General features: G+C 29.3%; 18 protein-coding genes and 8 tRNA genes. 11 read left to right on the forward strand and 15 right to left on the reverse strand.

Annotated features, from left to right (window positions below; translation table 4 throughout):
* Positions 1–300: 300 nt before the first annotated feature.
* On the reverse strand, positions 301–1,368 hold the full coding sequence (locus T385_RS0102400) for a Fic family protein (protein ID WP_029906213.1): 1,068 nt from the start codon (positions 1,366–1,368) through the stop codon (positions 301–303).
* A 328-nt stretch (positions 1,369–1,696) separates the two neighbouring features.
* Here T385_RS0102400 and T385_RS0102405 point away from each other — a divergent pair, with 328 nt between their 5' ends.
* The 5 genes from T385_RS0102405 to T385_RS0102425 all read left to right on the forward strand — a co-directional run bounded on the left by T385_RS0102405 (position 1,697) and on the right by T385_RS0102425 (position 9,250).
* Positions 1,697–2,128: a hypothetical protein gene (locus T385_RS0102405; protein WP_029906215.1), complete on the forward strand. Its 432-nt coding sequence runs from the start codon at positions 1,697–1,699 to the stop codon at positions 2,126–2,128.
* 308 nt (positions 2,129–2,436) lie between these two features.
* Positions 2,437–3,444 carry a hypothetical protein gene (locus tag T385_RS0102410; protein ID WP_156953955.1) on the forward strand — a complete coding sequence of 336 codons (1,008 nt, stop codon included), beginning with the start codon at positions 2,437–2,439 and terminating at the stop codon, positions 3,442–3,444.
* Between the two features lies 1 nt (position 3,445).
* Entirely contained in the window at positions 3,446–4,444 is a 999-nt protein-coding gene (locus T385_RS03505) for a class I SAM-dependent methyltransferase (RefSeq protein WP_051677969.1), read from the forward strand.
* A 494-nt stretch (positions 4,445–4,938) separates the two neighbouring features.
* Positions 4,939–6,396, forward strand: a complete 1,458-nt coding sequence (locus T385_RS0102420) for a hypothetical protein (RefSeq protein WP_029906221.1) — start codon at positions 4,939–4,941, stop codon at positions 6,394–6,396.
* 544 nt (positions 6,397–6,940) lie between these two features.
* Positions 6,941–9,250: a hypothetical protein gene (locus T385_RS0102425; RefSeq protein ID WP_029906223.1), complete on the forward strand. Its 2,310-nt coding sequence runs from the start codon at positions 6,941–6,943 to the stop codon at positions 9,248–9,250.
* Between the two features lie 130 nt (positions 9,251–9,380).
* On the opposite strand, the gene T385_RS0102430 is transcribed toward T385_RS0102425, so the two are convergent.
* The 12 genes from T385_RS0102430 to T385_RS0102485 form a co-directional block, all read right to left on the reverse strand.
* Positions 9,381–10,337, reverse strand: a complete 957-nt coding sequence (locus T385_RS0102430; protein WP_245601771.1) for an ABC transporter permease — start codon at positions 10,335–10,337, stop codon at positions 9,381–9,383.
* Positions 10,337–12,310, reverse strand: coding sequence for an ABC transporter permease (locus T385_RS0102435; protein WP_051677970.1), 1,974 nt, complete (start codon positions 12,308–12,310; stop codon positions 10,337–10,339). The genes T385_RS0102430 and T385_RS0102435 overlap by 1 nt, the downstream gene beginning before the upstream one ends.
* A complete protein-coding gene (locus tag T385_RS0102440; protein WP_029906229.1) occupies positions 12,310–14,154 on the reverse strand; it encodes an ABC transporter ATP-binding protein in 1,845 nt (614 codons plus the stop codon). The genes T385_RS0102435 and T385_RS0102440 overlap by 1 nt, the downstream gene beginning before the upstream one ends.
* The gene (locus T385_RS0102445) at positions 14,154–15,479 is read right to left on the reverse strand and encodes a BMP family ABC transporter substrate-binding protein (RefSeq protein WP_029906231.1); all 1,326 of its coding nucleotides are present in this window, start codon (positions 15,477–15,479) and stop codon (positions 14,154–14,156) included. The genes T385_RS0102440 and T385_RS0102445 overlap by 1 nt, the downstream gene beginning before the upstream one ends.
* A gap of 153 nt (positions 15,480–15,632) precedes the next feature.
* A tRNA-Phe gene (locus T385_RS0102450) sits at positions 15,633–15,708 on the reverse strand.
* A gap of 3 nt (positions 15,709–15,711) precedes the next feature.
* A tRNA-Asp gene (locus T385_RS0102455) sits at positions 15,712–15,788 on the reverse strand.
* A gap of 1 nt (position 15,789) precedes the next feature.
* A tRNA-Met gene (locus T385_RS0102460) sits at positions 15,790–15,865 on the reverse strand.
* 30 nt (positions 15,866–15,895) lie between these two features.
* Positions 15,896–15,988: transfer RNA gene (locus T385_RS0102465), tRNA-Ser, on the reverse strand.
* A 1-nt stretch (position 15,989) separates the two neighbouring features.
* A tRNA-Ile gene (locus tag T385_RS0102470) sits at positions 15,990–16,065 on the reverse strand.
* A 26-nt stretch (positions 16,066–16,091) separates the two neighbouring features.
* Positions 16,092–16,168: transfer RNA gene (locus T385_RS0102475), tRNA-Met, on the reverse strand.
* A gap of 5 nt (positions 16,169–16,173) precedes the next feature.
* Positions 16,174–16,250: transfer RNA gene (locus T385_RS0102480), tRNA-Ala, on the reverse strand.
* A gap of 3 nt (positions 16,251–16,253) precedes the next feature.
* Positions 16,254–16,330, reverse strand: a tRNA-Pro gene (locus T385_RS0102485).
* Between the two features lie 226 nt (positions 16,331–16,556).
* Between T385_RS0102485 and dnaK the strand changes: the two genes are divergently transcribed.
* From dnaK to T385_RS0102500, 3 genes are all read left to right on the forward strand, one after another.
* The gene (gene dnaK / locus T385_RS0102490) at positions 16,557–18,368 is read left to right on the forward strand and encodes a molecular chaperone DnaK (RefSeq protein WP_029906233.1); all 1,812 of its coding nucleotides are present in this window, start codon (positions 16,557–16,559) and stop codon (positions 18,366–18,368) included.
* A 307-nt stretch (positions 18,369–18,675) separates the two neighbouring features.
* Positions 18,676–18,951, forward strand: coding sequence for a hypothetical protein (locus T385_RS0102495; RefSeq protein ID WP_029906235.1), 276 nt, complete (start codon positions 18,676–18,678; stop codon positions 18,949–18,951).
* Positions 18,952–19,359: 408 nt separating this feature from the next.
* Positions 19,360–20,922 (forward strand): hypothetical protein, encoded by a 1,563-nt coding sequence (locus T385_RS0102500; protein ID WP_029906237.1) that lies wholly within the window; start codon positions 19,360–19,362, stop codon positions 20,920–20,922.
* Between the two features lie 35 nt (positions 20,923–20,957).
* Here the strand turns inward: T385_RS0102500 and T385_RS0102505 are convergent, their stop codons facing one another.
* Positions 20,958–22,322 carry an aldehyde dehydrogenase family protein gene (locus T385_RS0102505; RefSeq protein ID WP_029906239.1) on the reverse strand — a complete coding sequence of 455 codons (1,365 nt, stop codon included), beginning with the start codon at positions 22,320–22,322 and terminating at the stop codon, positions 20,958–20,960.
* Between the two features lie 58 nt (positions 22,323–22,380).
* A complete protein-coding gene (gene topA, locus T385_RS0102510; protein WP_029906241.1) occupies positions 22,381–24,237 on the reverse strand; it encodes a type I DNA topoisomerase in 1,857 nt (618 codons plus the stop codon).
* Between the two features lie 171 nt (positions 24,238–24,408).
* Here topA and rpsF point away from each other — a divergent pair, with 171 nt between their 5' ends.
* From rpsF to rpsR, 3 genes are read left to right on the forward strand one after another with little or no spacing between them, the layout of a single operon-like run.
* A complete protein-coding gene (rpsF, locus tag T385_RS0102520; protein WP_029906243.1) occupies positions 24,409–24,819 on the forward strand; it encodes a 30S ribosomal protein S6 in 411 nt (136 codons plus the stop codon).
* Between the two features lie 17 nt (positions 24,820–24,836).
* Entirely contained in the window at positions 24,837–25,337 is a 501-nt protein-coding gene (locus tag T385_RS0102525) for a single-stranded DNA-binding protein (RefSeq protein ID WP_051677971.1), read from the forward strand.
* A gap of 8 nt (positions 25,338–25,345) precedes the next feature.
* Positions 25,346–25,627, forward strand: a complete 282-nt coding sequence (rpsR, locus tag T385_RS0102530; RefSeq protein ID WP_029906247.1) for a 30S ribosomal protein S18 — start codon at positions 25,346–25,348, stop codon at positions 25,625–25,627.
* Positions 25,628–25,677: the final 50 nt, after the last annotated feature.

Raw genomic sequence — 25,677 nt, forward strand, 5'->3', positions numbered from 1 at the left:
CATATTATTTTAATATTTATTAATTAAAATATAAAATCATACAAATAAATTATTAAATGTATTAAGGTAAAAATATTTAATAATTTATGATTAAAAATAAAGCTAATTCAAGACAAAATAAAACAAATTTATTTAGATTTATTAAATATTTCATTGATCGAGTTGCATTTTTTTAACATTTTTATTTTCTAAAAAAATTATTTATTTTTTTGCTTAAATAGCCATGCTACAGGGCTTTTAGAAACAAAACAAAATATTTTAATAAAAACTCATAATGTCTTAAATAACATTATGAGTAAATTATTTTTCTTGCTCTGCTAAAACATACTTAGTGGCGCGCCCATTGCCAGAAATTGCAATTTTTTTATTTGATAATAATTCATGCAAAGCTCTTTCAATTGTCCTCTGTGAAATATCTGCAAAAAACATTTGTAAGTCTTTTTTAGCTACTGGTTTTATTGATTGTTTAATTGCCAATAAAATTTTTTCGGTGACAGAATATTTTTGTTTGGCTAAATGCTTAAATCTATTTTCACATTCCTTGTAAGCTTGATTTATTACCATTAGCATATACTTGATAAAAGGCAAATAATTATTTTTGTTATCTTGTCAATCTTTAGCGGTCATTTCTAAAGATGTATAAAAGAAAATTTTTGATTTTTCCTGCTCAATAATTCTTTCAACTGGGACATATCTAGTAGCATTAAAGTCTGCTTTTAAAAACATATATTGCATTATTAAGCGTGTAACTTGTGGATTAATTTCGCCAAAAGGATTAAAACAATAAAGATCAGCAGTAACCATAGGAATTAATAATAGAGGCATGACATTAGCTTGATAAGCTCGGTTATATCCTTCAATTAGCCTATCTAAATATTTTTCAGCATCAGCAGCACTAATTCTTTCACTTAATAAGCTTTTATTTTTAGGCTCAATATTACATTTGATACGTCAATTAGCATTTCTGTGGCCAGGAGAATTATTTTCATTTTTAGTATATAAATAAACTTGGTCATATAAGTCAAAAACAAAATCCTTAGTTAATTCGTCTTTTTGATATTGTTCATAAATTTTTTCAAGAGCATATTTATAACCTTGTATTAGCTGTTCTTGTTTATTTTTAGGTAATGCATTATCATTAGTTAATTCTTGTAAACGCGAATCATTTGTGTAAACACCTTCAATTCCATTTGAACTTTTAGTTAATAATATCTTGCCTTGTTCACACATTTTTTCTAATTCTGCTTCTTGGCCTTCACCTCATAAATCAATTCGGCCTTTAGATTCATAAATTTCACTAATTAAAGCGGTAATACTTTCAGGTAATTTTAAGCTTTTTATTTTTTTCAAATAGTTAAACTTCCTCATTATTATCCCTTTATACCTATTATACTATATTTTGGAGCCTAATTCATTATTCAAATATAAAGTGTTCTTTTGTTTCGAATACCAAACAAAATGAACCCCTTAGTTAGAATTCAACTAAGGAATACAATTTTGGTATGGAAAATCAGAGATATGCAACAAAAAAATGATTTAATTTACAGACAAATTACAAGGCATAGCAATTGAACAAATAAACAAAAACAAAGAAATTATTATCAAATTCATCAATTCTTCGTGCAAAACAAAAGAAAAAATAAGTGTTTTTCGTTCAGTAAATCAACAATATAATGAACAATTTTTCGATTTACCAGTGTATAGAAATGTAAATAATAATTCTGTCTTTTATGAAGGCTCTTGATTTGCCCCTTTCGACAAAAACAATCAACCCATAGCAAATAACAAAGAACGAGATTTGAAATTTTTCATCGGAACAGATAAAAAGTTTTACTTTAGAAACGATACTCAAAGGTTTAAAGCTTTAAAAATTGAAGACAAGAATGAACTTTTTGTGAATGATTATCTCAAACGCAAACATCTAATCCCAATTCCTGAAGCAATCAAGTTAGCCAAACTTAACGCAACAGGTTACACGTTCAACACATATCTAAGCAAAAAAATTGAATTAATCTATAAAATCAGCAATAAAGAAATAGTAAGCGACGAAGAAAAAATCCTAATTAAAGAAATTTTTGAAACATTGCAAGAAACACAAAAATACTTATCAAACATTCTTAATTTTTAAAAGTTTTCTTGCTTCTTCTTTTTCAGAAGAAGAAATTTTGCTTCTTTTGTTTGCAAAAGAAAAACAAAACAAGAACATTGAAACCTGTTTAATGTTCTTGTTTGCATCGAAACGTTGGTTGGGACAAAAAAACTATCAAATATTGGTATTAAAAAACAAAATTTTGTTGCTTACTTTTAACAAACATGATATAACACTACAATTAATTTAACCTAATCTCAAGAGGTTCATTTTGTTCGGTATTCAAACATTCCAAAACTAATTGAAATTTTTGATATATTCAGTCTCGATATAATATAATAATTAATATGAAACAAACAAAGAACTATGAAGTGTATATGTCACTTTTAAATGATAGACTAGTGTCCAATGAAGAGTTTTATAATTCCAAATTTTGAACTCAAATCAAACAACATTATCCTAATTTTAAATTGAACGACAACGTTTTTCGCGCCAACATTACTTCTATGTGTCTTGAAAGTGTTCCTGAACAGATTAGGATTAGAAAAGATGCTTTTTTAAAGAAAGCTTATTTACATCTTGATGCATTTTTATTTGTTTCTTTTAAGGACCTAGAAGATAAAAATATATACCACTTCATAATCTCGTCAAAATGATTTGAGAAATATGACAAGAAAATTGATGTTTCAAATAGTTTTATAAATTTTAAGTACAATGATTTAGTAACATACTCACGAAGTGTTGGTTATCACTATAAAAGATTAAAGAACGACAGAACAAAATATATTTTTTTAATAGTTAAGGATAATGACTTTGAGATTTCTAAATTTAATGAATATTATGAACTTTCTTTAAATTCTAATAAAAATCCTAGTTGGTCAATAATGTCTAATCATTCAAATGACCCTCAAATCCCAAATATAATTAAAAAACAGCTATATGAATTAAGCAATTATTCTTGCATTATTCACAAACAAAATCAGTTGGCTTGTAGAACGAAAATTGATTGACAAGCAACAAAGAAGGCATTAATTGGTACTAATTTGAATGTTCCATTAGATTTTCATCATTTCATTCCCCGAAGTGTATTTAAACAGAATTTTATTAAAAACGAGAATGAAGATGAACTCAATTGAGATAGTGTTCATTCAATTCAAAACATTATCCCTCTATGCCAAATTTGTCATCAGAGCATTCACAACAAAGATAAAACCCTTGTATTAGAAACATTTAATAATATTATTAACGCATTGAATAATGAACATATATTAAATGAATTTATGCTTTATTTATCAAATACAAATATATTCAAAACAATCGAAGACCTAAAAAATTATTATGTTAGAAAGGACTAAAATGTGTAAAAAATTAGTAGTTTGAGACTTATTTGGCGGAGGACAAAATAGTGTTTACAACACAATAACTGAATACAATTTAGAAGAGTTTTTTGATGTTTATACCTTTGATGTCACTGAACCAACTAGAGAAAAACACATTAAAATAGACCTTTCGCAAGCAAACATCACTCAATTAATGTCAAAGTATCCTAAACCTGATATTATTTTAGCCTCGCCACTATGTCAATCCTTTTCATGTGTTTTAAATATGAAAGGCGGTGGTACATGTTTTTGGAAGTATGCTGATGAAACTCGTAGTAAATTAATAGAGCGTTCAGTTGAAGAGTTTGAAAGTCTAAAAGGTGGTTTTACAAAGAATTTAAAAGCAGATGTGCAACTATTTATTAAACGTTTAGGTCAAAGATGTATTGATAACACTATTGAGTTAATTAATAATTACCAACCTAAATATTGATATATTGAAAACCCTAAGCACTCTTTAATGTGAAAGTATATTAAATATAATCGAAATGATTTCTATAATGCTTCGTTATTTCTTAATGAAGCATCACTAGGCAAATATGGATTTTTAACAACTAAACCAACAATTTTTCTTTCAAATATTAATATCAAACTTGAAAAGGGTAAAATTGAGCCTCCATATTATGTTGATGTGATCGATAACAAGAAATATTATGTCTTAAAGGATAATCCTCAAACTCGAGTTGATTATTCACTAGATAGTAGAATGCTTGGTTTAGCATCAATTAAAAAAATGATAAAAGCACGAAATGCTAAATCTGGGATGGGTGCTATGGACTTTGTTATGCGGAGTCAAGCTGCATACACTCTAAAGAATAAAATGGTTAATGAACAACTTTCAGAAGCTGGTCCCGCAAGTGCTATTCCCCATAAATTAATTTATGCGATATTGCAAGCATTTCTTGATGAATACAACAAGACAAATACACCACTTTCTCAAAGTTTTGTTGGTGTTTCTAAAACTGTTGCTAAGTAAATTGTGTGCATTTTAACCTCATGTTTATTTTTTGAACGTATTACACAAATATCTGTGTAATGGGTTTTTTGCTATATACAATTTTTTACAATTTCTGAAAATTCTTTATACGTTTCTTTGTTGCTTTATTAATAGTGGGGGCAATAAATCTTTCTTCAATTATTTTTCCATTTCTTAATAAAGCAATAAATATGTGTACAACCAAATCTTTAAATATTAAAAATGTTATGTAATAAATTAAAAAAAGCGATTTTTGCGTATAAAATAGCGCAAATTTCGCTTTTTTAGTTTAAACTCCGAAGCTCAGGAAATATATAAAGTATTCTTTTGTTATCGTAACTGCTGTATAGGTTGATAAATAAAAAAAAGAAAATAAATTTGGCTCAAAGTTATGTTTTTTTGAAAAAAAAAAAAAAATGAAGCTAAAAAATCTTAAATATTAAAAATATTTTACTGGTAACATATAATCACAAAACACCAAAGAAAGGATAATTATGAAAAAGAAACTAATATTAACAACAACTTCTTTAATAGCAGTAGCACCTGCTGCTATAGTTGTAAGTTGCACAAATAAAAAGAATTTCAATGTTTCACAAGCGGATATTGAAAAAGATAAAGCTATTACAGAGAAAATTGCTCAATTATATTGAGTATATGAAGGTAATATCGCACAAGCTGGATTAACGGTAAGTAATACAGATTATCAAACACTAAAAAATAACATTTTATCAAACCAATACACTGAAGAAAATAAGCGAAAAGTTAATGAGGCTATTCAAAAACATCAAGAGCAATATGTAGCTTTTTCTACAAATATCGCTGAAATTAATCAAAAAAGAGGTGAATATTTAAACAATAGATGATTAGATAAAGACGAAAGAATAAAAACTATTTCTAAAAATTTACAAACTGTTGTAACAAAAATTAAAAATTTGGCAAATGTTACAAATAATAAAAATTTAATTGAACGATCTATTGAATCATTTAATGGTCTAATTGAAAATTATTTTGGTGATGGTATCTTCGAATTTGTTCTTAGATTAGTGGTTGAAAATGAAGAAGGTTTTAAAAAATACAATGAAATTGTTGCTAATCTAGAAAAAATAACCACAGTTGCAGCTAATATTGATATCAAAAAAGAAACCATTGAACAAATTAGTGATAAATTTCAAAAAATGACCGAAAAAATAAAAGAAAAAAATGGCGTTTATAAAGTTGCTAAAGACGAAAAGCTAGACAAACAACTAAATCAAATTTCAGAAAAAATAATTCAAATAACTAAAAAAATCGATATGCACGAAAACGCTGGCTTTAAGCTTGAAAATCACAAAGACATTTTAGATAAAAGTATTCTTTATGGTCTTACCGCAGCTAAAATGTTAGCCGCTAATGATGCCAACTTTAAAATCGTAACTGATTCCATTGTTAAATTATTAGATATCGCTGATAAAGTATTTGAAAAAGCAAAATTAAAAGATTTATTTTGACAAATTTTGTTATTTTTTACTTGAGGTAATGTTGGTAATGCTAATAGTTGAAATCATGGTGAACAAATTTTAGAGCTTGTAAAATTATTGCCAAATAAAAATGTAGAAACATGAAAAACTAAAATCAGTGGTAAGAGCAACTTTGAATTATATAAATATAGCTTAGAAATCTCTAATTTAATTCATGCCGATATTACAAATATGCTTAAAAATCACTCAGAAATAAAACTTGGTAAAATTGATGTTAAATCAGCTATTGACTTTTATCTACAAACATATCAATTAAGCTTGGCTACTTATATTGATTCGTTCGAAAAATACAAAGAAAAAGTTATAAACCTTAAAGCATTTATTAATGAATCTCTTATATTAGAAAAAGAATACAAAACAAAAAGTGTTGGCTTAAACGAAGAGCAACAAGACGCATTAGCTAATCAATTATTGGAAAAACTAAAAAAATATTAATTAATGTCTAAAAAATCAAATCACAGTTAATATTTCTATAATGTAGCAAATTTTGTGTAAATTTATCTCTGTCTTACTTTTAAGTAAGATATTTGAGAATAGCAAAAACACAAATCCAAATTTACTATACAAAAATAACCAAATAACAATGCAAAAGCGGAGAATTTAATCTCCTAAATGTTATTTGGTTATTTTAAATTTTTCTTATTCTTCTTCGAAAATTATTTGCATTTGGTTGTGAATAACCCCTCAGTTAGGAACAAATTTCTCTCAGGTACCGTAGATAATTTTGTGTGATTGGATTCATTAATTTAATTATGTTGTTTTTGTTTTAGTTATATTTGTTATAACACTAATTATTATATTAATCATAAAAAATGCAAAATAACCCAAAATATGAAATAAATTTGCATTTTTTACTTTTTTTGTGTATTATTAGTTTACTTAAATATTAAACAATATATGTACATTTGCATCGGATATATAATGTGCAAACTTACACAGTTTATACATATATGAATACATATATTAATTAGGAGAAAATATGAAGCTTAAACTAAGTCTATTATTAAATGCATCTATTATTGCTAGTACACCATTAGTTGTAAGTGCTCAAGGTAAAACTGAAACCAAAAATTCAAAAACTACTCAGGAGATATTGGCTCATGATAGTGATGTTTATAGTACAAAAGTATCACCTGAGCCTTCATATGATGATTATGATGACGTAGATAGCTATGAGCTTTACTGATATACAGAAGCTTTTAAAACTCATTATGATATGACATTTGCATATAAAATTTTGAAAAAATTAATAGGTTTTGAGGATCAAAAACTCGAAAAATTGCCTTATAAAGATAAACTTAAACAATTTAACATATTTCCTGAATCAGAGTTTGATAATATTAGTTCACAGTATACATTTGCAGTGCATAATTCTTTTTGATCTACTTTTATTCAATTGTGAGATCAAGTTAAATTTAATTATGGTGACTATTTATTAGGTCGTTTAAAAGGTTTAAATGTAAGTGATTCTTTTAAAGTTGCTGATGATCTTAGAAAAAAAGAAACATTTAAAGAATTTGATACAAAAAATAGTGACATTTACGCAATTCGAACATTTGTTTCACATTTTGAGGCAATAAAATTGTTTGCTAAACATAATGATAACGAAAACATTAAAAACTTGTTAATTAGCATATTTAAGATTGATGCTGGTATAAATTCTGGTTCAACAGAATATAATAACACGCTAAAAACTACTTTACCTGTATTTGAGGAATTAAAAAGTGCAGCTAAAGAGTCTTTTGTTGAGAAATTAGCGATGGAAGTTGAAGAAGAGCATAAATCAGAGAAATTGCAGCATGATGCTTTATTGTCAGCTCGAAGAACATTTGGTTCTCCTGAATATAAAGAAAAAATTATTCCATTAGTTAAACAAATATACGAAAATAAATCAAGTGAACTATTACAAAATCTAAAGGATGTTGCTGATTCTATTTACTTAAAAGAAAAGCAAAAAGTTGATGCAGCTTTTGATGAGTTAAAAGATAAAGATAAGGAAAAAAATCTTAAAGAAAGAATTGATAATGCAAGAAACGTCGGACTTTTAAGAGATATTTATGCAGACATAACATCTGTTAAGATTAATGAATTCAAAACTGAGGTTTGAACTTATGTCAATAAAACAAATGGTGCAGATATGTATAATGACTTTAAAAGAAACTTTGATTCAGCAGTTGATATACATAAAGAGATGATAAAACAAAAAGAAGATGATAAGGCTGCTTTTGCAAAAAAATGAAGAGATTTTGGTGCTAATCCCACAGCTAATAAAGTTGATATCAAAAAAGAAAAAGATGAGCAGCGTGCAAAATTAGAAGCTCAACTTATTGCACAAAAAACAACACTTTTACAACTCACAACTATTAAAGAAGAAGCAGAAAATCTTTATGATGAAGAAAGTAAATTAGCTAAACAAGCAATTGAAGCAATTAATTCAGAATCTGAAAAAACTAAAAAACTTGAGGAACTTAAGACTGCTAAAGACATCGAAGCACTTAAAAATATTGCACAAGAAGCTAAAAAAATAAAAGATGCAGAAGACTTAGCCAAAGCTAAAGAAGATGCTCAAAAAGCAGTGGATCGTACGGTTGGTTCACAAAAACATGATGAATATAAACAAATGCTTAATGATGCTAATGATGATATTAACAAACTCAAAGAGTTAACTGCTTTAGCAAGTGCTGAATATAATAATAAAAGAAAAGAAGTTGAAGATATTTATGAACAACTTTTTGACAAAAAGGACTTTAGAGCAAAAATAGATAATGCATCAAATATTGAAATGCTTGAGCAATTAATCCCTATTATTATTAAAGAAAACAATGAGCAACAAAATGCTCATATTAAACAAGAAGCTAAAGACTCAGTAGAAAAACTAAAAGGATCTGAGAAATATGACAAGCTTAAACAACAGTTAAATAATAATCCAGATGACCTTGATCAATTAAAAGAGATTACAAAGCAAGCAAAAGAAGAATTTGAAAAAGAAGCTAATGAAGTTCAAAAAGAATTAGATAAGTTAAATGATAATAATAATCAAAAACAAAAAATTGCTCTATTGCTTAAAGATGCAAAAAATGTAGCTTCATTGAGAATGTTAAAACAACAAGCCCAAGACGCACAAGCACAAGAAAAACAAGATTCTTCCGCAAAGACAATGGAAAAAGCTAAAAAGAAAACTAATATAGCAGCTATCGTCGCACCTTTAGTTATAGTTCCTTTAGCAATTGTTGGTGGAGTATTAAGTTGAATACTAGTAAAAAGACATCGCAATAAAAACAACAAATAAGCCTCATTAACAGGCTTATTTTTTCTGAATTTTTGTTGCTAATATTGGCTGTGTACAGCATTTTTGTTAAATTTAATTTTAGATAAAAATAATAAAAACTAAGCATAAAGCCTAGTTTTTATTATAGTCATTAGCGAACTGATTTGTCATAAACTTTTCCGGCTGCAGCGGGGGCATGAGATCTGCGAGCTGTAACCATAATAACAATTAATGACAAGATATATGGTGTGGTGTCTAATAATCCCCTATAAGCTCTTAAAGCTGGAATGAAACCAACTGATGAAGATGAAAGAGCATATAAGAAAGAGAATGCTAAGGCAATAGCTGAAACAATAAAGATATTTCAATGCCCCATAATCATAATTGCTAAAGCTAGATATCCATATCCTCTAACATCACCATTAAATGTTTCGCCTAATTTAGCACCGAAAATTGAACCAGAAAGGCCAGCAATGGCACCTGAGATTATAATTCCTTGTCATTTGATTTTATAAACATTAATACCTGCAACGTCTGCAGCTTGAGGGTTTTCTCCTATAGATCTAAAACGAAGACCTCATTTAGTTTTGTATAAGGCAAATGAGCCAAAAACTATAACTAAAATTGTAATAACAAGCTTGAATGAAATTAAATCTAATAGTATATTAGAGCCGACATTAACACTTCATTGTAAGTGTTCAATGGTGTTAGCTGGTTTTTTGTTGTTGTTACCAAAGATTTCTAAAAGAATAATAGCAACACCAAAGGCTAATAAGTTAATCGCAAAACCGCTAATAGTGTGCTCACTTTTTAGTTTAATTGTTGCATAGCCGTGTAAAAGAGCAAATAAAGCAGCACTAACCATGGCAACAATTGTACCTGGAATAGTGAATCAAGCTGATGCACTTTGTTCTCCGCCAGGAACAACTTTAGAGATAACATCAGCAAATGATAAGTAAGCAGCTGTACCAACAACCATCATCCCATTAATACCAATATTAACAATACCAGCTTTTTCGCAGAATAGACCACTAATGGCAGCTAAAGAAAAGATGCAGAAGAAAGTAATTAAAGAGTTATAAACATAAACTGTTAAATCTAATGACATTAATTAGCCTCCTTCATTTTTGCTTGTTTATTAATTGCTTTCATTTCTTTTTTAGCCAAAATTAACTCTTTATGCATTTGTTTTTGTTCTTCAATTGATGCAATAAATAGTGTATTAAAATGATTTTGAGTATTTTTTACTGAAGCTATATATTGTTGCATAATATTGAATTTATTAGCACTTCCTAAAGCTTTCATTTCATTAAGAAGCTTAAGTTTTTCATTGTTAATTTTTTCAAAAAGCTGAATAGTTTCTAAATCTGTGTTTTTAAAGTTCATAGCTTTAGAAAGATATTGATCAGTCATTTTCTTTAACTGAACTTTTAAGTTTTTAACTTTAGCTTTATTTGATAATTCTTCAACTAAGAGCTTGTGTTCAATTACTGGAAGCTGGTTTAATAAAGTTTGATCATATTCAAATTTATTTAATTGAACATAATTTTTATTAGCTTCTTTAATTGCCTGTTTGATTGTTGCTTTAGCCTCAAGATCATTTTTTAAGTTTGCTTGATGTAATTTTAAGCATAATTTATGAGTTTTTTCTGCTTCTAGAACTAATTTTTTAGCTCATTCAATTCTTAAATTATTTAAATAGATTGCTTTTTGGTGTTTTGTTTCAAGTATATTCATTTTTTGTATGAATGATTCTTGATTTTTACTATTCGCATTGTATTTAAGATTGTGCATTTTAAGCTCATAAGCACGTGTTAAGCGGTGAGCTTTAAGTTCATATTTGAGTAGTTTTTTATTTGCATCAGTGCGCGGATCGCGATTCAGATAAATCTTTTGTCTAATAAAATAGATTGGTTTAAAGTTTAAAAACATTAATGAAGTAGCTGCTAAATATAAAATTAATGAAGTAGCAACTTGAGTATCTTCATATTTTATGAAAAGACCTTGTAATCCAAATTGACTATTGTAAATTGCTGTATAGAATAAACTTGAAAATAGAATTCCAATTGGTGAATTTAATGCCAATAAACTTATTGCTATACTTTCAAAACCAATATTTAAAGGTCCGGTTATCGAACTATAGCTAGGCGAAGGAGCAATAACATATTGATAGAATCCTGCTATACCGGAAATTGCTCCCGAAACAGCTAAAATCATTATCGTTAAGAATTTGTCGTCAACCCCCATATATTTACCATTAGTTTTTGAGATACCAAGCATATTAATTTTGTATCCCAAAGCGGTGAAGTTAAAGATAAAGAATCCGGCAAAAACAGCTAATAATAGAAAAATGATGCCTAAAATATTGAATAATTCTTTTACAGATTCTGAAATTAAAACAGCACCTGCATTAACACCTTGTAATTCTTTACTGAAGTAATGATCAAGTTGCGTATCTGACAATTGGCTTCAAAATACATTGGCTGAACTTCTTTGGAAAATAGCCATTGAAATACCAACTATAATTCAGTTAAGCATAATTGTGGTAATAACTTCATGTACATTCAGCACTGTTTTCAATATTCCAGCAATAGCGCCTAATAGGGCTGCAAATAATACTGAAAGAAGTAAGGCTAATAAAATGTGTGGAACGGTTACGCTAAAATGCTTATCATAGCCTCAATAAATGAATAAACCAAATGAGGTAAATCCTGTGGCCATCATTTGGCCTGGAATACCTATATTGAAGATTCCCGCCTTAAAACTAATTGCACAGGCTAAGGAACTAAATCCAAACACCAGAAAGAAATTAATTATAAAACGTTGGTTGCCTGCATTAAAACCTTTAAAAATAACAGTAAATACTTCAAGGGGATTAACCGCTACTCCACCAGTAACAGGAACTTTAATCATCACATAAATTAGTGAAATTATAATACCAAAGGTTAGAGATCATAATGATGATGCAATTTTACGTCCGGCGCTTTTAGATTTATCTCGACGAACGAATTCAGACATTTTTTGTGTAAATGAGTTAAATGCATCTTTAAAATTTGTTTTGTTTCTTGTTTGTTCTCCCATTATTTACCCCCTTCCTTTAGTTTATTGTTAAAAATTTCTTCAAAATTAGCTTTTACTTTTTTAATTTCTTGTTTATGTTCTTGTTTAATTCTTCTTAACTCAAGATTAGAATTTTTGTAATTATCTTGCAATTCTTTAATTTCGTTTACTGAGGCTTTGGCTTTTTTAGCTAAATAGATAGCTGAATTTAATGAAGCGATATTCAATTGTTCTTTTTCCATAAAAGAAGCATACTTTTTATTAACTAAATTAATATAGCCTTCTTTTGATTCTTCCATATTGTTTGGATCAAATCAAATATCTTTATTGTCACTTGAAGATGAAGACATAAATTTACCAATTTCATGTCTAGACACATTTTTAGCATCTTGAATTGATAAGATTTTGCCTTCATTAATAACAGCAATAGTATCAGCTAAGGCTAAAACTTCATCAAGCTCATATGAAATTAATAAGATTGCTTTACCATTTTGCTTTTCTTTGAGAATTTCACTATGGATATTAGTAATGGCACCGATATCCATACCTCTAGTTGGTTGAACAATAATTATAAAGTCGTGTTCAAAAAGCATTTCACGTCCAACAATGAATTTTTGTTGGTTACCACCAGAAAGGGAACGAGCTATACTCTTACCTCCGCGTGAGCTACGAACGTCATATTTTTCAATAATTTCATTAGTAAAGTTAGCAATATTTTTACTTTTTAAAATTCCGGCATTTTGGAATTCTTTATCTCATAAACGCCGAATAATTGAGTTTTCCTCAATAGTATAATCAAGAATAACTCCGTGGTGGTGTCTATCTGCAGGAATATAAGCCATATGATCTTTTGATCGCTCATAAGCTGAACTGCTTGTAATATCTTTTAGATGATATTGACCAGTTGCTTTATCTTGAACCCGTAGGTGGATTGAACCTTTTGAAGGAAAAATTAATCCACCAGCGACTTGTTCAAGTTCTTCTTGTCCATTACCAGAAATACCGGCGATGGCAAAAATTTCGCCCGCATGAACATCAAAATTGATGCTTTTTAAGTTTTTATTTAAGTTTGTTGTAGAAACATTTTTCATCGAAAACACAACTTCATCTCTTTTAGCTGGAGTATTGTTTTTAATTTCTACAACATCTGAACCAACCATTGCTTTAATAATGGTGTCCATCGATACATTTTTAATATCAAAGTTGCCCGCAACTTTACCTAAGCGTAAAACAGTGGCTGAATCAGCAACTTGCTCAATTTCTTTAAGTTTGTGCGAGATAAAAATAATTGTTTTGCCTGCTTTTTTAAAAATTTCGAAAGATTGTAATAAACCTTGAATTTCTTCGTCAGTTAAAACCGCAGTAGGTTCGTCAAAAACTAATATTTCATTACCACGGTAAAGCATTTTCATAATTTCAACTTTTTGTTGAGTTGAAACGGTAGCTTCACCTGATTTTTGGAATAAATCGAAGTGTAAATTATAGATATTTTGCAGAGCTTTAATTTTTTTGATTGCAATATTTCGATTAATTACATCAAATTTTTGAACTCATTCATCACCTAAAATAATATTGTCAAGGTTAGTGTAAACATCAACTAATTTAAAGTGCTGGTGCACCATACCAATTCCAGCCTCATTAGCATCATTAGGTCCTGTAAAAAGCACTTTTTTGCCATTTACTAGTATTTCACCACTAGTTTGTTCGTATAAACCGAACAATATTGACATCAAAGTGCTTTTACCTGCTCCATTTTCGCCAATTAGGGCGTGAATTGTTCCCTTTTTTACTTGAAATGAAACGTCGCTATTAGCAACGATCCCGGGAAATACTTTAGTTACATTTTTAAATTCAACGGCATTCATTATTTTAAGATTAATAATTTAGCAAGCTCGTTGATAATTTTTTCTCCAGGCTCTTTATCTGTGTATTCTGTTCCTTCTTTTGTAGCTTTATTACTGTTTAATAGTGTAATAACATCGGAATTGTCTTGAACTAATTTTAAGAAAACTTCTTTAGCTTCTTTTAAGGCTGCTTCAGCTTTAGCTTTTTTGTCGCCTGTAATGTGAGTTTCTGAAACGTCTACTCAGTTTTCTTTAATACCACCTGATAAAATTCTGTCGTTTGCATCAGGATATGGTGTGCCTAATTTATCTTGAATTGTTGATCAATCTGCTGTTGAGCCTAATAATCCAACAGCGTCATATGTTGATTGACCTAAGTTTTTAAGAATTGAGGTAAAGAATGTTTCAACACCAACTTTGGTTGCTAAAGCTTGGTCAGTATCAACACCAATTACATATTTACCTTTTCCTTTGAAATTTTCATCTTTTGTAACAAGGAATGTAGCTGGTCCAGCCACTGGTAAAATAATTTTTGCTTTTGTAGCTGTTGCTGCTGACACAACTGTTTTCATAGCATCTTTAGTAGCATCAAAACCTGTAGTTAAGTTAACGCTTTCTTGTGTTGAATAAACTTTTGTTTTTTCTTCTTTTTGAAGAGTATTTCAGTAGTGTACACCTTTATAAAATCCTTCGATAAAGTCTGTTACTCCTCGAAATACACCACCACCAAACGATGTAAATGTACGGTTTTCTTTATTATCTTCTTCTGATAAGAATTTAGCTGCAGCATATCCAGCGATGAAAGCCGCTTCTTTGGTTTTAAAACTTTGTCAGTGTGATTCTAATTTTAAAGGAATATCATAGTCAGCACCAATGATTTTAGCTTTGTTTTCTTTAAATTTTCTAACATTATCAGCATTTTCGAAAAACTTAGTTAAGTGTTCTGCGTGCAAGAAACCTGGAGCTACCCAAATACGGTATCCTTTTGCAAGAGCATATTGGTATGCTTGTTGATATTTTTCATCTTTAACGTCTAAAACACCAATTTTTGATGATGGGTATTCATTTTGTACGTCAGCAAATTTTAAAACACCTTCTCAAGCTGATTGGTTGAATGATTTATCATTAATATCCCCCCCATCATTAATCATAATAATTGATGGAGCATCTTTAATTTTGTCTTTTTCTAGTTTATATTCATTTTTAAGGTTAACCTTAACAACTGATTCTTTAGGAGCATGTGCGTGTAAATATCCTGCTTTATTTCTTCCACATGCAATTGTTAAAGCTGGTGCCATCACTAATGATGACATAGCCCCTAATGAAAGTAAAATTTTCTTATTCATATTTTAATCTCCAATAATTGTATAGTAAAACTCGCGATACGTTTGTATCATATATATTATATATTTTTAATATAAATCATTAAATAGAAATTTTTATAAGATAAAAATTAATAAAATAAAAAAAACTCCAGAATGGAGTACAAATATTTGATATGGTGGCTCCGGCAGGAATCGAACCAGCGACACACGGAGCTTCAATCCGTTGCTCTACCTACTGAGCTACAGAGCCAAATGGCGGTCCAGACGGGAATTGAACCCGCGATCTTCTCCGTGACAGGGAGACGTATTAAACCACTTTACCACTGGACCGTGGTGGCGGAGGTTGGACTTGAACCAACGACCTCAAGGTTATGAGCCTTGCGAGATTCCGACTTCTCCACTCCGCGATATGTATTTTGGTGCCTTATTTAGGCGAATGGCGGGCAATGAGGGATTTGAACCCCCGCGGGACGTGAATCCCCTGGCAGTTTTCAAGACTGCTCCCTTCAGCCGGACTTGGGTAATTGCCCATGGTGGACCTAACTGGATTCGAACCGGTAACCGACCGGTTATGAGCCGGTTGCTCTAACCGTTGAGCTATAGGTCCATAACAGTTAGATTTATTCCAAATAATGGTGGCGTCGAAGAGAGTCGAACTCTTGACCTTTCGGGTATGAACCGAGTGCTCTAACCAACTGAGCTACAACGCCATAAATGGTGGAGGATATGGGATTCGAACCCACCACCCCTTGCGTGCAAGGCAAGTGCTCTAGCCAAATGAGCTAATCCCCCACATGGTGAAGAAGACAGGATTTGAACCTGCGACCACTTGGTCCCAAACCAAGCGCTCTACCAAGCTGAGCTACTTCTCCAACGTGCTAAATTGCTAAAATATTATAGCACAGTGAAAAAATATCAAAACATTTTTACAAAATAATTATTTTTCTATTTTTTAAGCTCAGCACGACAAGTTTACTACAAAAAAATCCATCATTAAATTATTTTTAAAACAAAAAAATTTTTTATTTTTTTAGCAAACTACCCCGAAGAGTGCTAAAATAATGCTATAGAAAATTTAAAAGCTAGTAAGGAGAAAATATGGCTAAAGAAATTATTTTAGGTATTGACCTAGGAACAACTAACTCTGTTGTTTCGATCGTAGAAAATGGAAAACCTATTGTTTTAGAAAATTTAAACGGAAAGCGTACAACACCTTCAGTTGTTAGTTTTAAAGGTGATGAAATTATTGTTGGCGACAATGCTAAAAACCAAATCGAAACTAACCCAAACACAGTCGCAAGTATTAAAAGATTAATGGGTACAAGCGAAACTATAGAAATTAATAATAAAAAATATAAACCTGAAGAAATTAGTGCAATTATTTTAGAATATCTTAAAAAATATGCCGAAGAAAAAGTTGGACATAAAATTAGTAAAGCAGTTATTACTGTACCAGCTTACTTTAATAACTCTCAACGTGAATCAACAAAAATCGCTGGTAAAATAGCCGGATTAGAAGTTTTAAGAATTATTAACGAACCTACTGCGGCTGCTTTATCATTTGGTTTAGATAAAATGGATAAAGAAAAGAAAGTCTTAGTATTTGACTTAGGTGGAGGTACTTTTGACGTTTCAATTTTAGAATTAGCAGGCGGAACTTTTGAAGTTTTAGCTACTGCCGGTGATAACCACTTAGGTGGTGATGACTGAGATAATGCAATTGTAAATTGATTAGTTGACAAAATCAAAAAAGAACACAATATTGATGTTCGCGAAGATAAAATGGCAATGGCAAGATTAAAAGCTGCTGCTGAAAAAGCAAAAATTGACCTTTCATCTTCTTTAGTTGCCAATATTTCATTACCATTTTTAATTTTATTACCTGGTTCAGCGCCTATTAATGTTGAAACAGAATTAAAACGTAATGAGTTTGAAAAAATGACAGCTTCGCTGTTAGCTAGATGTAAACAACCAATTTTAAAAGCTTTAGAAGACGCTAAATTACAACCTGCTGACTTAGAAGATATTCTTTTTGTTGGTGGTTCAACACGTATGCCTGCTGTGTATGAATTAGTTGAAAAAACATTAGGCAAAAAACCTAATAAATCAGTTAACCCTGATGAAGTTGTGGCACTCGGGGCTGCTATTCAAGGTGCTGTTTTAGCTGGAGAAATTAATGATATTTTATTAGTTGACGTTACTCCTTTAACTTTAGGTATCGAAGTTGCTGGTGGAATTTGTGAACCATTAATCACAAGAAATACACGTATTCCTATTACAAAGGCAAAAACTTTTACAACTTATGCTAATAACCAAACAGCCGTTACTATTAAAGTATTACAAGGAGAAAGAAGTTTAGCTTCAGAAAATAAAGTACTTGGACAATTTAATTTAGAAGGAATTTCACCTGCACCTGCTGGTGTACCTCAAATTGAAGTTTCATTCTCAATCGATGCCAACGGTATCACGACAGTAAGTGCCAAAGATAAGGCTAATAATAAAGAAGAATCATTAGTTATTAAAAATTCAACAAAACTAAGTGATGAAGAAATCAACAAAATGATTAAAGACGCAGAGGAAAATCGTGAAGCTGATGAAAAACGTCGTTCAGAAATTGAATTATCTATTCGTGCTGAAAATCTAGTGAATACATTAAGTGAAAGTTTATCAACTAATGGCGATAAAATGAATGAGGAACAAAAGAAACAAGCTCAAGAAAAAATAAATGAAATCAATGATCTTCTAAAAAATAAAGATTATGACAAATTAAAAGAAGTTGTTACTCAATATGAACAATTAATGGCTCAAATGGCTGAAATGATGAAAAACAATCCTGAAGCTATGGCTGAAGCTGCTAAAGCTGCTCAACAATCAAAAGACGATGATATAGTCGAAGAAGATACAAAATAATGTTGGCTAAGCCAACTTTTTTGTTGCTAAAAATACAATAGTACAGTATTTTTAGTGTTTTTTTTAGTTAATAAATATGGGTAAACATTGTTTTATTTAAACAACAATGAATTTTACCAAAACAACAATAGTACAGTATTTTTGGTAAAATTACTATTTTATTTAAGAGATAGTCATGAGCAAAAAAGAAAATATTTATACATGGACTAATTGCTAACTCTATCATTAGGTATAGGAACTGCAATAATCATTTATAGTGCAATAGCGTTAAATAAAAAATGCTACAACCGTAAACAATCAAAACAATGTGGAAAAATTTGTAGGAAATAATTCAGATGAAGATAAAGAACTAGATAAACTAAAATGTCTATATGAGGCTAAAAAAAGTAAAATAACACTTGCAAAAAAAACAAACACAATTAATGAAAAAGAAACTAAAATCGAAGAAATCGGAGTTGAAAGTGAAGAAGCTAAGAAGAAAATTAAAGTTCTAGCTAATGAATGTACAGATCTTAAAAAAATCTTGTTATTCAAATCATTGCACAATCTTCAAACGCATTATGAACTGATAATGAAATATTAACTTTATATCCAAATATTTTTGAAAATGGTGACGGAAAGCAAGCATTAAGCTTATTATCAACTTCAAAAGGAAGCAACCTTTTTCCATTAGCCAAAGGCTGCAAAAAGAACCAACAAAATAATCGCACTTCGATAGTTTGGAAAATTCTTTTAAAAATCTTGCAATTTTTGAGTAAATTAATAATTTTTGACTTTTTTTATTAGAAAATATTTTTGTAAATATAACCGATAAGAAATTGTATTTTTTTATTAACCTTTTAGCCTGTAGATAGCTAATTTTAAAAACAAAATAATAATTTTTTATACAAAAAATAATTAATATTTAATACTAAAAAAATATAATTTTTAATGTAATAAAAATCATATTTTTTATAAAATAATAATTATTTTATAAATTAAGAAAGTCATAATGAAACCGAAAAAGCTAATTTATCAGATGACATCTTGTCTAACTTGCACTACTATTTTTACAGGGTTATCTTTATCTTGTTCAATTAATAATACAATTGTTTTCTACAATTATAAAGCTTATTTGTCACCTGAAATAGCAAATGAAATTTACAGTGATCTAGATTACAAAGTTTTTGATACCATTAACGAGTTCACTAATGCAATTAAACTTAATAAAGTTAATGCGGGAATAGGTAGTGACCAACAAGCAGTCCAACTCATTAGACAAAATTATTTACAGCCAATTAATTATTTAGATATTTTTTGACCTGAAAACGTAGTAAAACCTTCATGAGCCATAAATAAAACTATTGATGAAATCCTAAATGATCATGAAAGCTTAAAACAATATAGAAATTACCAAAAAAACTTATTAACTAAAGAAGTTTTTGATCATCTTGAAAGTTATGATAAATATTTAATAGCAGAAAATAATAAAGATAATCAGCCAAATAAACATTTAATTGACTACATGGTTCCTTACTTTAATCAAGATGCTGTAATTGCCTATAACCCTAGTAAAATAGATAAAAAAAATCAACCTCTTACTAGTGATTTATATGACTTTGATAATAAAATAATAAATGATGCTTTAAGGTTTAATAAACAAAATAGTAATAATAACTCTTTAGAAATGATTGACATTTTGCAATCTCTCAAACACAACAATTTTAAATATTGAGCAATTACTGATGCTGTACGTGATTTAATGATTTATGGGTCTTCCTATTATAAAATCGTCGATTCACCTAAACAAAATTCTTATAAGGTCGAATCTCACCCTACAGGTGAAGCATCAACAACTTATCAACCAACTTTATATAAAACTTTATTAAATAATTTTGCTCAGTTAATTGAAGATGGCACAGGCGAAAAAATCAATAGTAAAAATATTTACCTTTCTGGTGTTGGTTTAGAATTAGTCAATAAATTAATTGATCCTAATTCTAATGTTCAAGTTGCCCTAATTTATAATGGCGATGCTATTGATGCTTTTGACTCTTTGGACAACGATATTCGTGTTCAAAAAGGTACAATTAGATATTTAAGACCAAGTGGAAACATAATGTTAGTTGATGGCTTAATCATTCCTCTAAAAACTGACGAAAATACCTATAAACAAGTAATTTCAGCAGCAAAAAAATATTTTTTTGGTGGCTTACAAAATCAAAATATACCCTATAATATCCTTAATTTATCTAATAAAAATAATATAGATTTAAATGAATATTCTTACTATGAAAACGCCAAAAAAGTAGGATATACATCAGCATATAAAAACGCATATTATTATATGATTAATTCAAATTTTAAAGTTTATGACTCAAAAAATCAACTAATCGAAAATGAAAGCATCTACTATCAAAATCTTTATAAAATTACCAATGAAAGCACAATATTTAACTTTAAAAATAACACTAGTTTAATCAAATATAACGTCAAACATACAGAAGCAGCACCAATAAATATGCAAAAAACAAATGAAATTTATACTGAATGAAACTTAATGATTAGTTCATAAAAACATAAAACCCTTTTAGAAAACTAAAAAGGGTTTTATTTAATTATTGATTTTATGATTTTTACTTTTTTGCCTGTGAATGGCCGTTTTAAGAGAAATAATATTCTTGACGTGTTGCGTTTATAAAATATTGATTTAGCATGACTAAAAGCTTTAAAGCCTTCAAAGCCGCGATATTTACCTAAGCCAGAATTTTTAACTCCACCTAAAGGTAAATAAGAATTAGCTAAATGCATTGTGGTTGTATTAATAATTAATGAGCCAGATTGAACTTTACTTTTAAACAGTTTTTGTTTCATTTTACTTGAGCTAAAAAGATAAGAAGCTAAGGGATTATCACGAACATTAATAAAATCTATCGCCTCATTAATATCTTTGAAGGGTATAATCGGTAAAATAGGACCGAAAATTTCTTCTTGCATCATTTTATCTTTTTCATCTGTTGTATAGGCTAATGGGTATATTTTTAATTGCTCAGCATCATAAACTAAATCAGGTTTCATATTAATTAATCTATCAAAATGTTTTTGGCTAATGATTTTAGGCAATGAAGAATTTTTAAGCGGTTCGTTGCCTAATTGCTCATGCAAAATTAAGTTAAATTTCTGAATAAATTTTTCAACTATGTTTTCTTGAACTAATGCATAATCATGCGCCGTACATGTTTGCCCAGAATTAATAACTTTGCCATAAAAAATATTTTCAACAGCATTATCTAGATTAGTATCATCACATACTACAGTTGGAGATTTTCCACCTAATTCTAGTATTACAGGAGTTAATTTTTTTGCTGCTTTTTCAGCTACGATTTTACCAATATTTGTTGATCCTGTAAAATGAATAACATCAAATTCTTTGTCTAATAATCATTTTGCATTTTCTAAATCAAAGTTAGCACAATAAATTAAATCGTTTTCAAAATTCTTATTAATAAAGTCAAAAAGTCAATTTGAAAAATTAACACAATATTCTGACGGCTTAATAATTACTCTGTTTCCTGCGCCAATTGCATTAACTATTGGAACTAATGAGAGCATAAGCGGATAATTTCAAGGACTGATTATTAAAGCTCCGCCTAGTGGCTCATACATAATTCTACTTTTTGCTGGTCAAAGGTAAAAAGGTGTCTTAACTCTTTTTAATTTAGTTCATTGTTTTAGTTTCTTGATATAGAGGTTGATTTCGCTATAAACTAAAGAAATTTCGCTAATATAAACTTCATTTTCATGTTTATTTAAATCTTTAAAAAGTGCTTCACTAACATGTTTTTCTTGCTCTTGAAGCAGTTTTTTAAGTTTTTTTAAAATCAGAATACGCCTATCTATATCAATAAAATTATGCTTTTCAATTTGATTGCGCTGATTACGATAAATATTTTCAAGTGTATTTATTTTATTCATTGTTATTATTCCTGATTAGATTATTCTAAAAAGTTATTTTTATGCTTTTATAGAATTATTAGTCTTTTCTCTTTTTGCGAAAAAATCTATACCCGTTTTTGTTATTGGCGCCCTCAACACTTCTAGTGTAGCGACAGTTTGGAAAGTTTTTGCAACCAATAAACTTAGCACCAACTCTTGATCGTCTCTCGATTAATTGGCCACTATCTTCAGGGCATGGTTCTTCTAGCAAAACAGGCTCAATAACTGATCTAGTAATAGATGTTTGTGCCTGATCATAAGCTGAATTAAATCTCTCATAAAAACTAGACATAACAGGTTGCAAAGAAAGCTGATTATTAGCAATCATATCTAATTCGCCTTCAACCTTAGCTGTATAATCTTCATTAATAATGTTTGGAAAAGCAGAAATTAGTTTATCAATTACAATTTTGCCAAAATCAGTTGGAATTAAAGCGCCATTAACATTTTCAGCATATTCGCGGTCTAAAACAATCTTAACAGTTGATGCAAATGTGGAAGGTCTACCAACTTTAATTTCATCTAAAGCTTCAATCAATGAACCTTCACTATATCTAGATGGTGGATTGGTTTCATGATCACTAAAGATAAATTCTTGAACATCAAGTATTTGATCTAAGCTATAATCTGGATCAATTAAATTTTCCTTTTCACCTGCAACACAGTAGTATCCGTCAAAAATAACCTTACTACAATTAAATTTAAAATTAAGTTTACCTCCAGATAATGTATAAGATTTGCTTTCACGAATAGGTGATTTTATTAAGGCTTGCAATGTATGATTGTAAATAAGTTCATAAACCTTAAATTCATTTTCTTGCATATTGAACTTAATCTTAGCTTGTTCTGGAGTTAAAGTGATATCGGTTGGACGAATAGCTTCATGGGCATCTTGTGCACCACTAAAACCCTTAACATCAGTAGCTACATAATCTTTACCAAATTTATTTGCAATATATTCATGAGCATTTTTAACAAAAGTTTGGCTTAATCTTGTACTATCTGTACGTGGGTATGAAATCAAACCGCCATCCCCATAACCTTCATAAAGCTTTTGTAATACTACTTGAGTAACTTTTGATGTATATGGTGATTTTCGATATAAAATTGCTTGTTTAAATGGTGTTATAGCGGGCACCTTTTTCTGTGTAATTTTAATATCACTAACAGTTAGCCGATTATTAGTTTTAAGAACTTTTTCTTTAACTTTAGCTAACTCATCAGGATAGATCCACTCTCTTTCAGCTGCTGGATGTGTTGCCAAAAAGCTTGTAGCACAAATGTTTTCGTCAATTTTAGCTAAGAGCTTATGATATTGTCTAGGAATAAATGCTTCTATCTCTCTTTCGCGGTCCACAATTAACTTTAAAGCTATTGATTGCACTCTACCAGCAGATGGATTAGTTGGTGAATTAGAAATTTTTTGGTGCATTAACTTAGACAATCTATAGCCAATAATTCTATCAAGCATTCTTCGAGCTTTTTGTGCTTCAATTAAAGGTTTATCAAGCATTGTGGGCTTCTCAAATGCCTGTATTATAGCGTCTTTAGTAATTTCATTATATTTAACACGTGCATATTTATTTTCTAATTTTAAAAATGTAACTAAATGATCTCCAATTGCTTCACCCTCACGGTCTGGGTCAGTTGCAATATAAACAAAAGATGATTCTTTTGAAGCTTTTTTAAGTTCCGAAATGATTTTTTTCTTTGATTGATCTAATATATATTTTGGCTCTCAATTTTCCAAATCAATCCCTAAACCTAAAACACCAGTATTAGATAATTTTGTAATATGTCCAACACTAGCAACAACTTTAAATTCATCTCCTAAATATTTTTGAATAGTACTAACTTTATTTGGCGACTCAACAATAACTAATTTTTGCATCATAATAAAAATATACATTATTCTAAAATCTTTAAAATTTTTTTTATTTTTTCATTAAAGACATATGTAATATTAAATCTATATTTTGCTTCATAAAATTTTAAATATATTATAATACCCACGAGTAATAAATTACTCCTTGGTCGCAAGACCCTGAGTCCAGAAGGAGAGAAAATGCAAAAATATGAAATTTTGATGATTCTTGACCCTAAAGCTGAAGCATCAGTTGCTACAGAATTAGTTTCAGGCATCTTCGGAAAAGAAAATATCAAAAAATCAGAGCAACTTGAAAGAACAGATTTAGCTTATGCAATTAATGGATCAAAAAAAGGTATTTACATGCTTTTCGAAGTTGAATCAGCAAGCGAATTAATTGCTGAATTCACACGTCGTTGCAACATTTTAAAAACTGTTTGAAGACAAATAGTTATCAATTTAGATAACGAAAAAAAGATGTTAAGTGAAAAGAAATCTAAAAAATACGAAAGAAAATCTTTTACTAAAAAAGTTGAAGAATCTACAAATAGTGAAGTAAAACCTCGTAAAAGAGTAGTTAAAAAAGAAGCAGAAGAAACTTCAAAATAATCATTTAGGAGATCATCATGAATAAAGTACTATTAATTGGTAGAATCGCTAACGATGTAAGAACTTTTACAACCAATAGCGGTATTAAATATACTCGTGGAACTATTGCAGTTTCAAGAAGAACAACTCAAGGAGATAATGCGGATTTTATCCCTTTTGTTGCTTGAAGACAAACAGCTGACTTTATAAATAATTATGCACCAAAAGGCACTTTAATTTCAGTTGAAGGTTCACTAGTTAGTGGAAGATATGAAGGTAAAAATGGCATCGTTTCAACTTTAGAAGTTAATATTGACAATATCCAATTACTTGAATCTCGTTCAGCTAGAGAGCAAAGAGCAAATAAATCAAACACCACACCAACTTTTGATGGTAATGGCGAAAAAGAATCGCTTAAATCAACAAATGGCGTTTCATTTGCTAATTCTAATGAGCAAAATTTAAATAGTACTAATGTAAATAAAACAACTAAAATTTTTAGTTTCGATGATCTAGAAGATGATACAGACTTAAATTAGGAGTTAAAATGGCTTTAATTAATCGTAAAAAACCAATGCAAAAACGTCGTAGATGCGACCTTTGTGAAAACAAAATTCACTATGTAGATTACAAAAACACAGAATACTTAACAAGATTTATTGCTTCAGCAGGTCAAATTAAACCTCGTGCTAACACAGGTACATGTGCAAAAGACCAAAGAAAAATTGCTTTAGCTATTAAAAGAGCTCGTTTCATGGCTCTTATGCCTTACACCAAAGACCGTGTAAGAGTTATTGTTGCACCAACTGCAAAATCACAATCAAACTAAAATAAGCCTTATGGCTTGTTTTTTATAATAAGTAATCAATTTAAGAAAAT

Source organism: Mycoplasmopsis opalescens ATCC 27921, from assembly GCF_000712185.1.
In the GTDB taxonomy this organism is placed as follows: domain Bacteria; phylum Bacillota_I; class Bacilli_A; order Mycoplasmatales; family Metamycoplasmataceae; genus Mycoplasmopsis; species Mycoplasmopsis opalescens.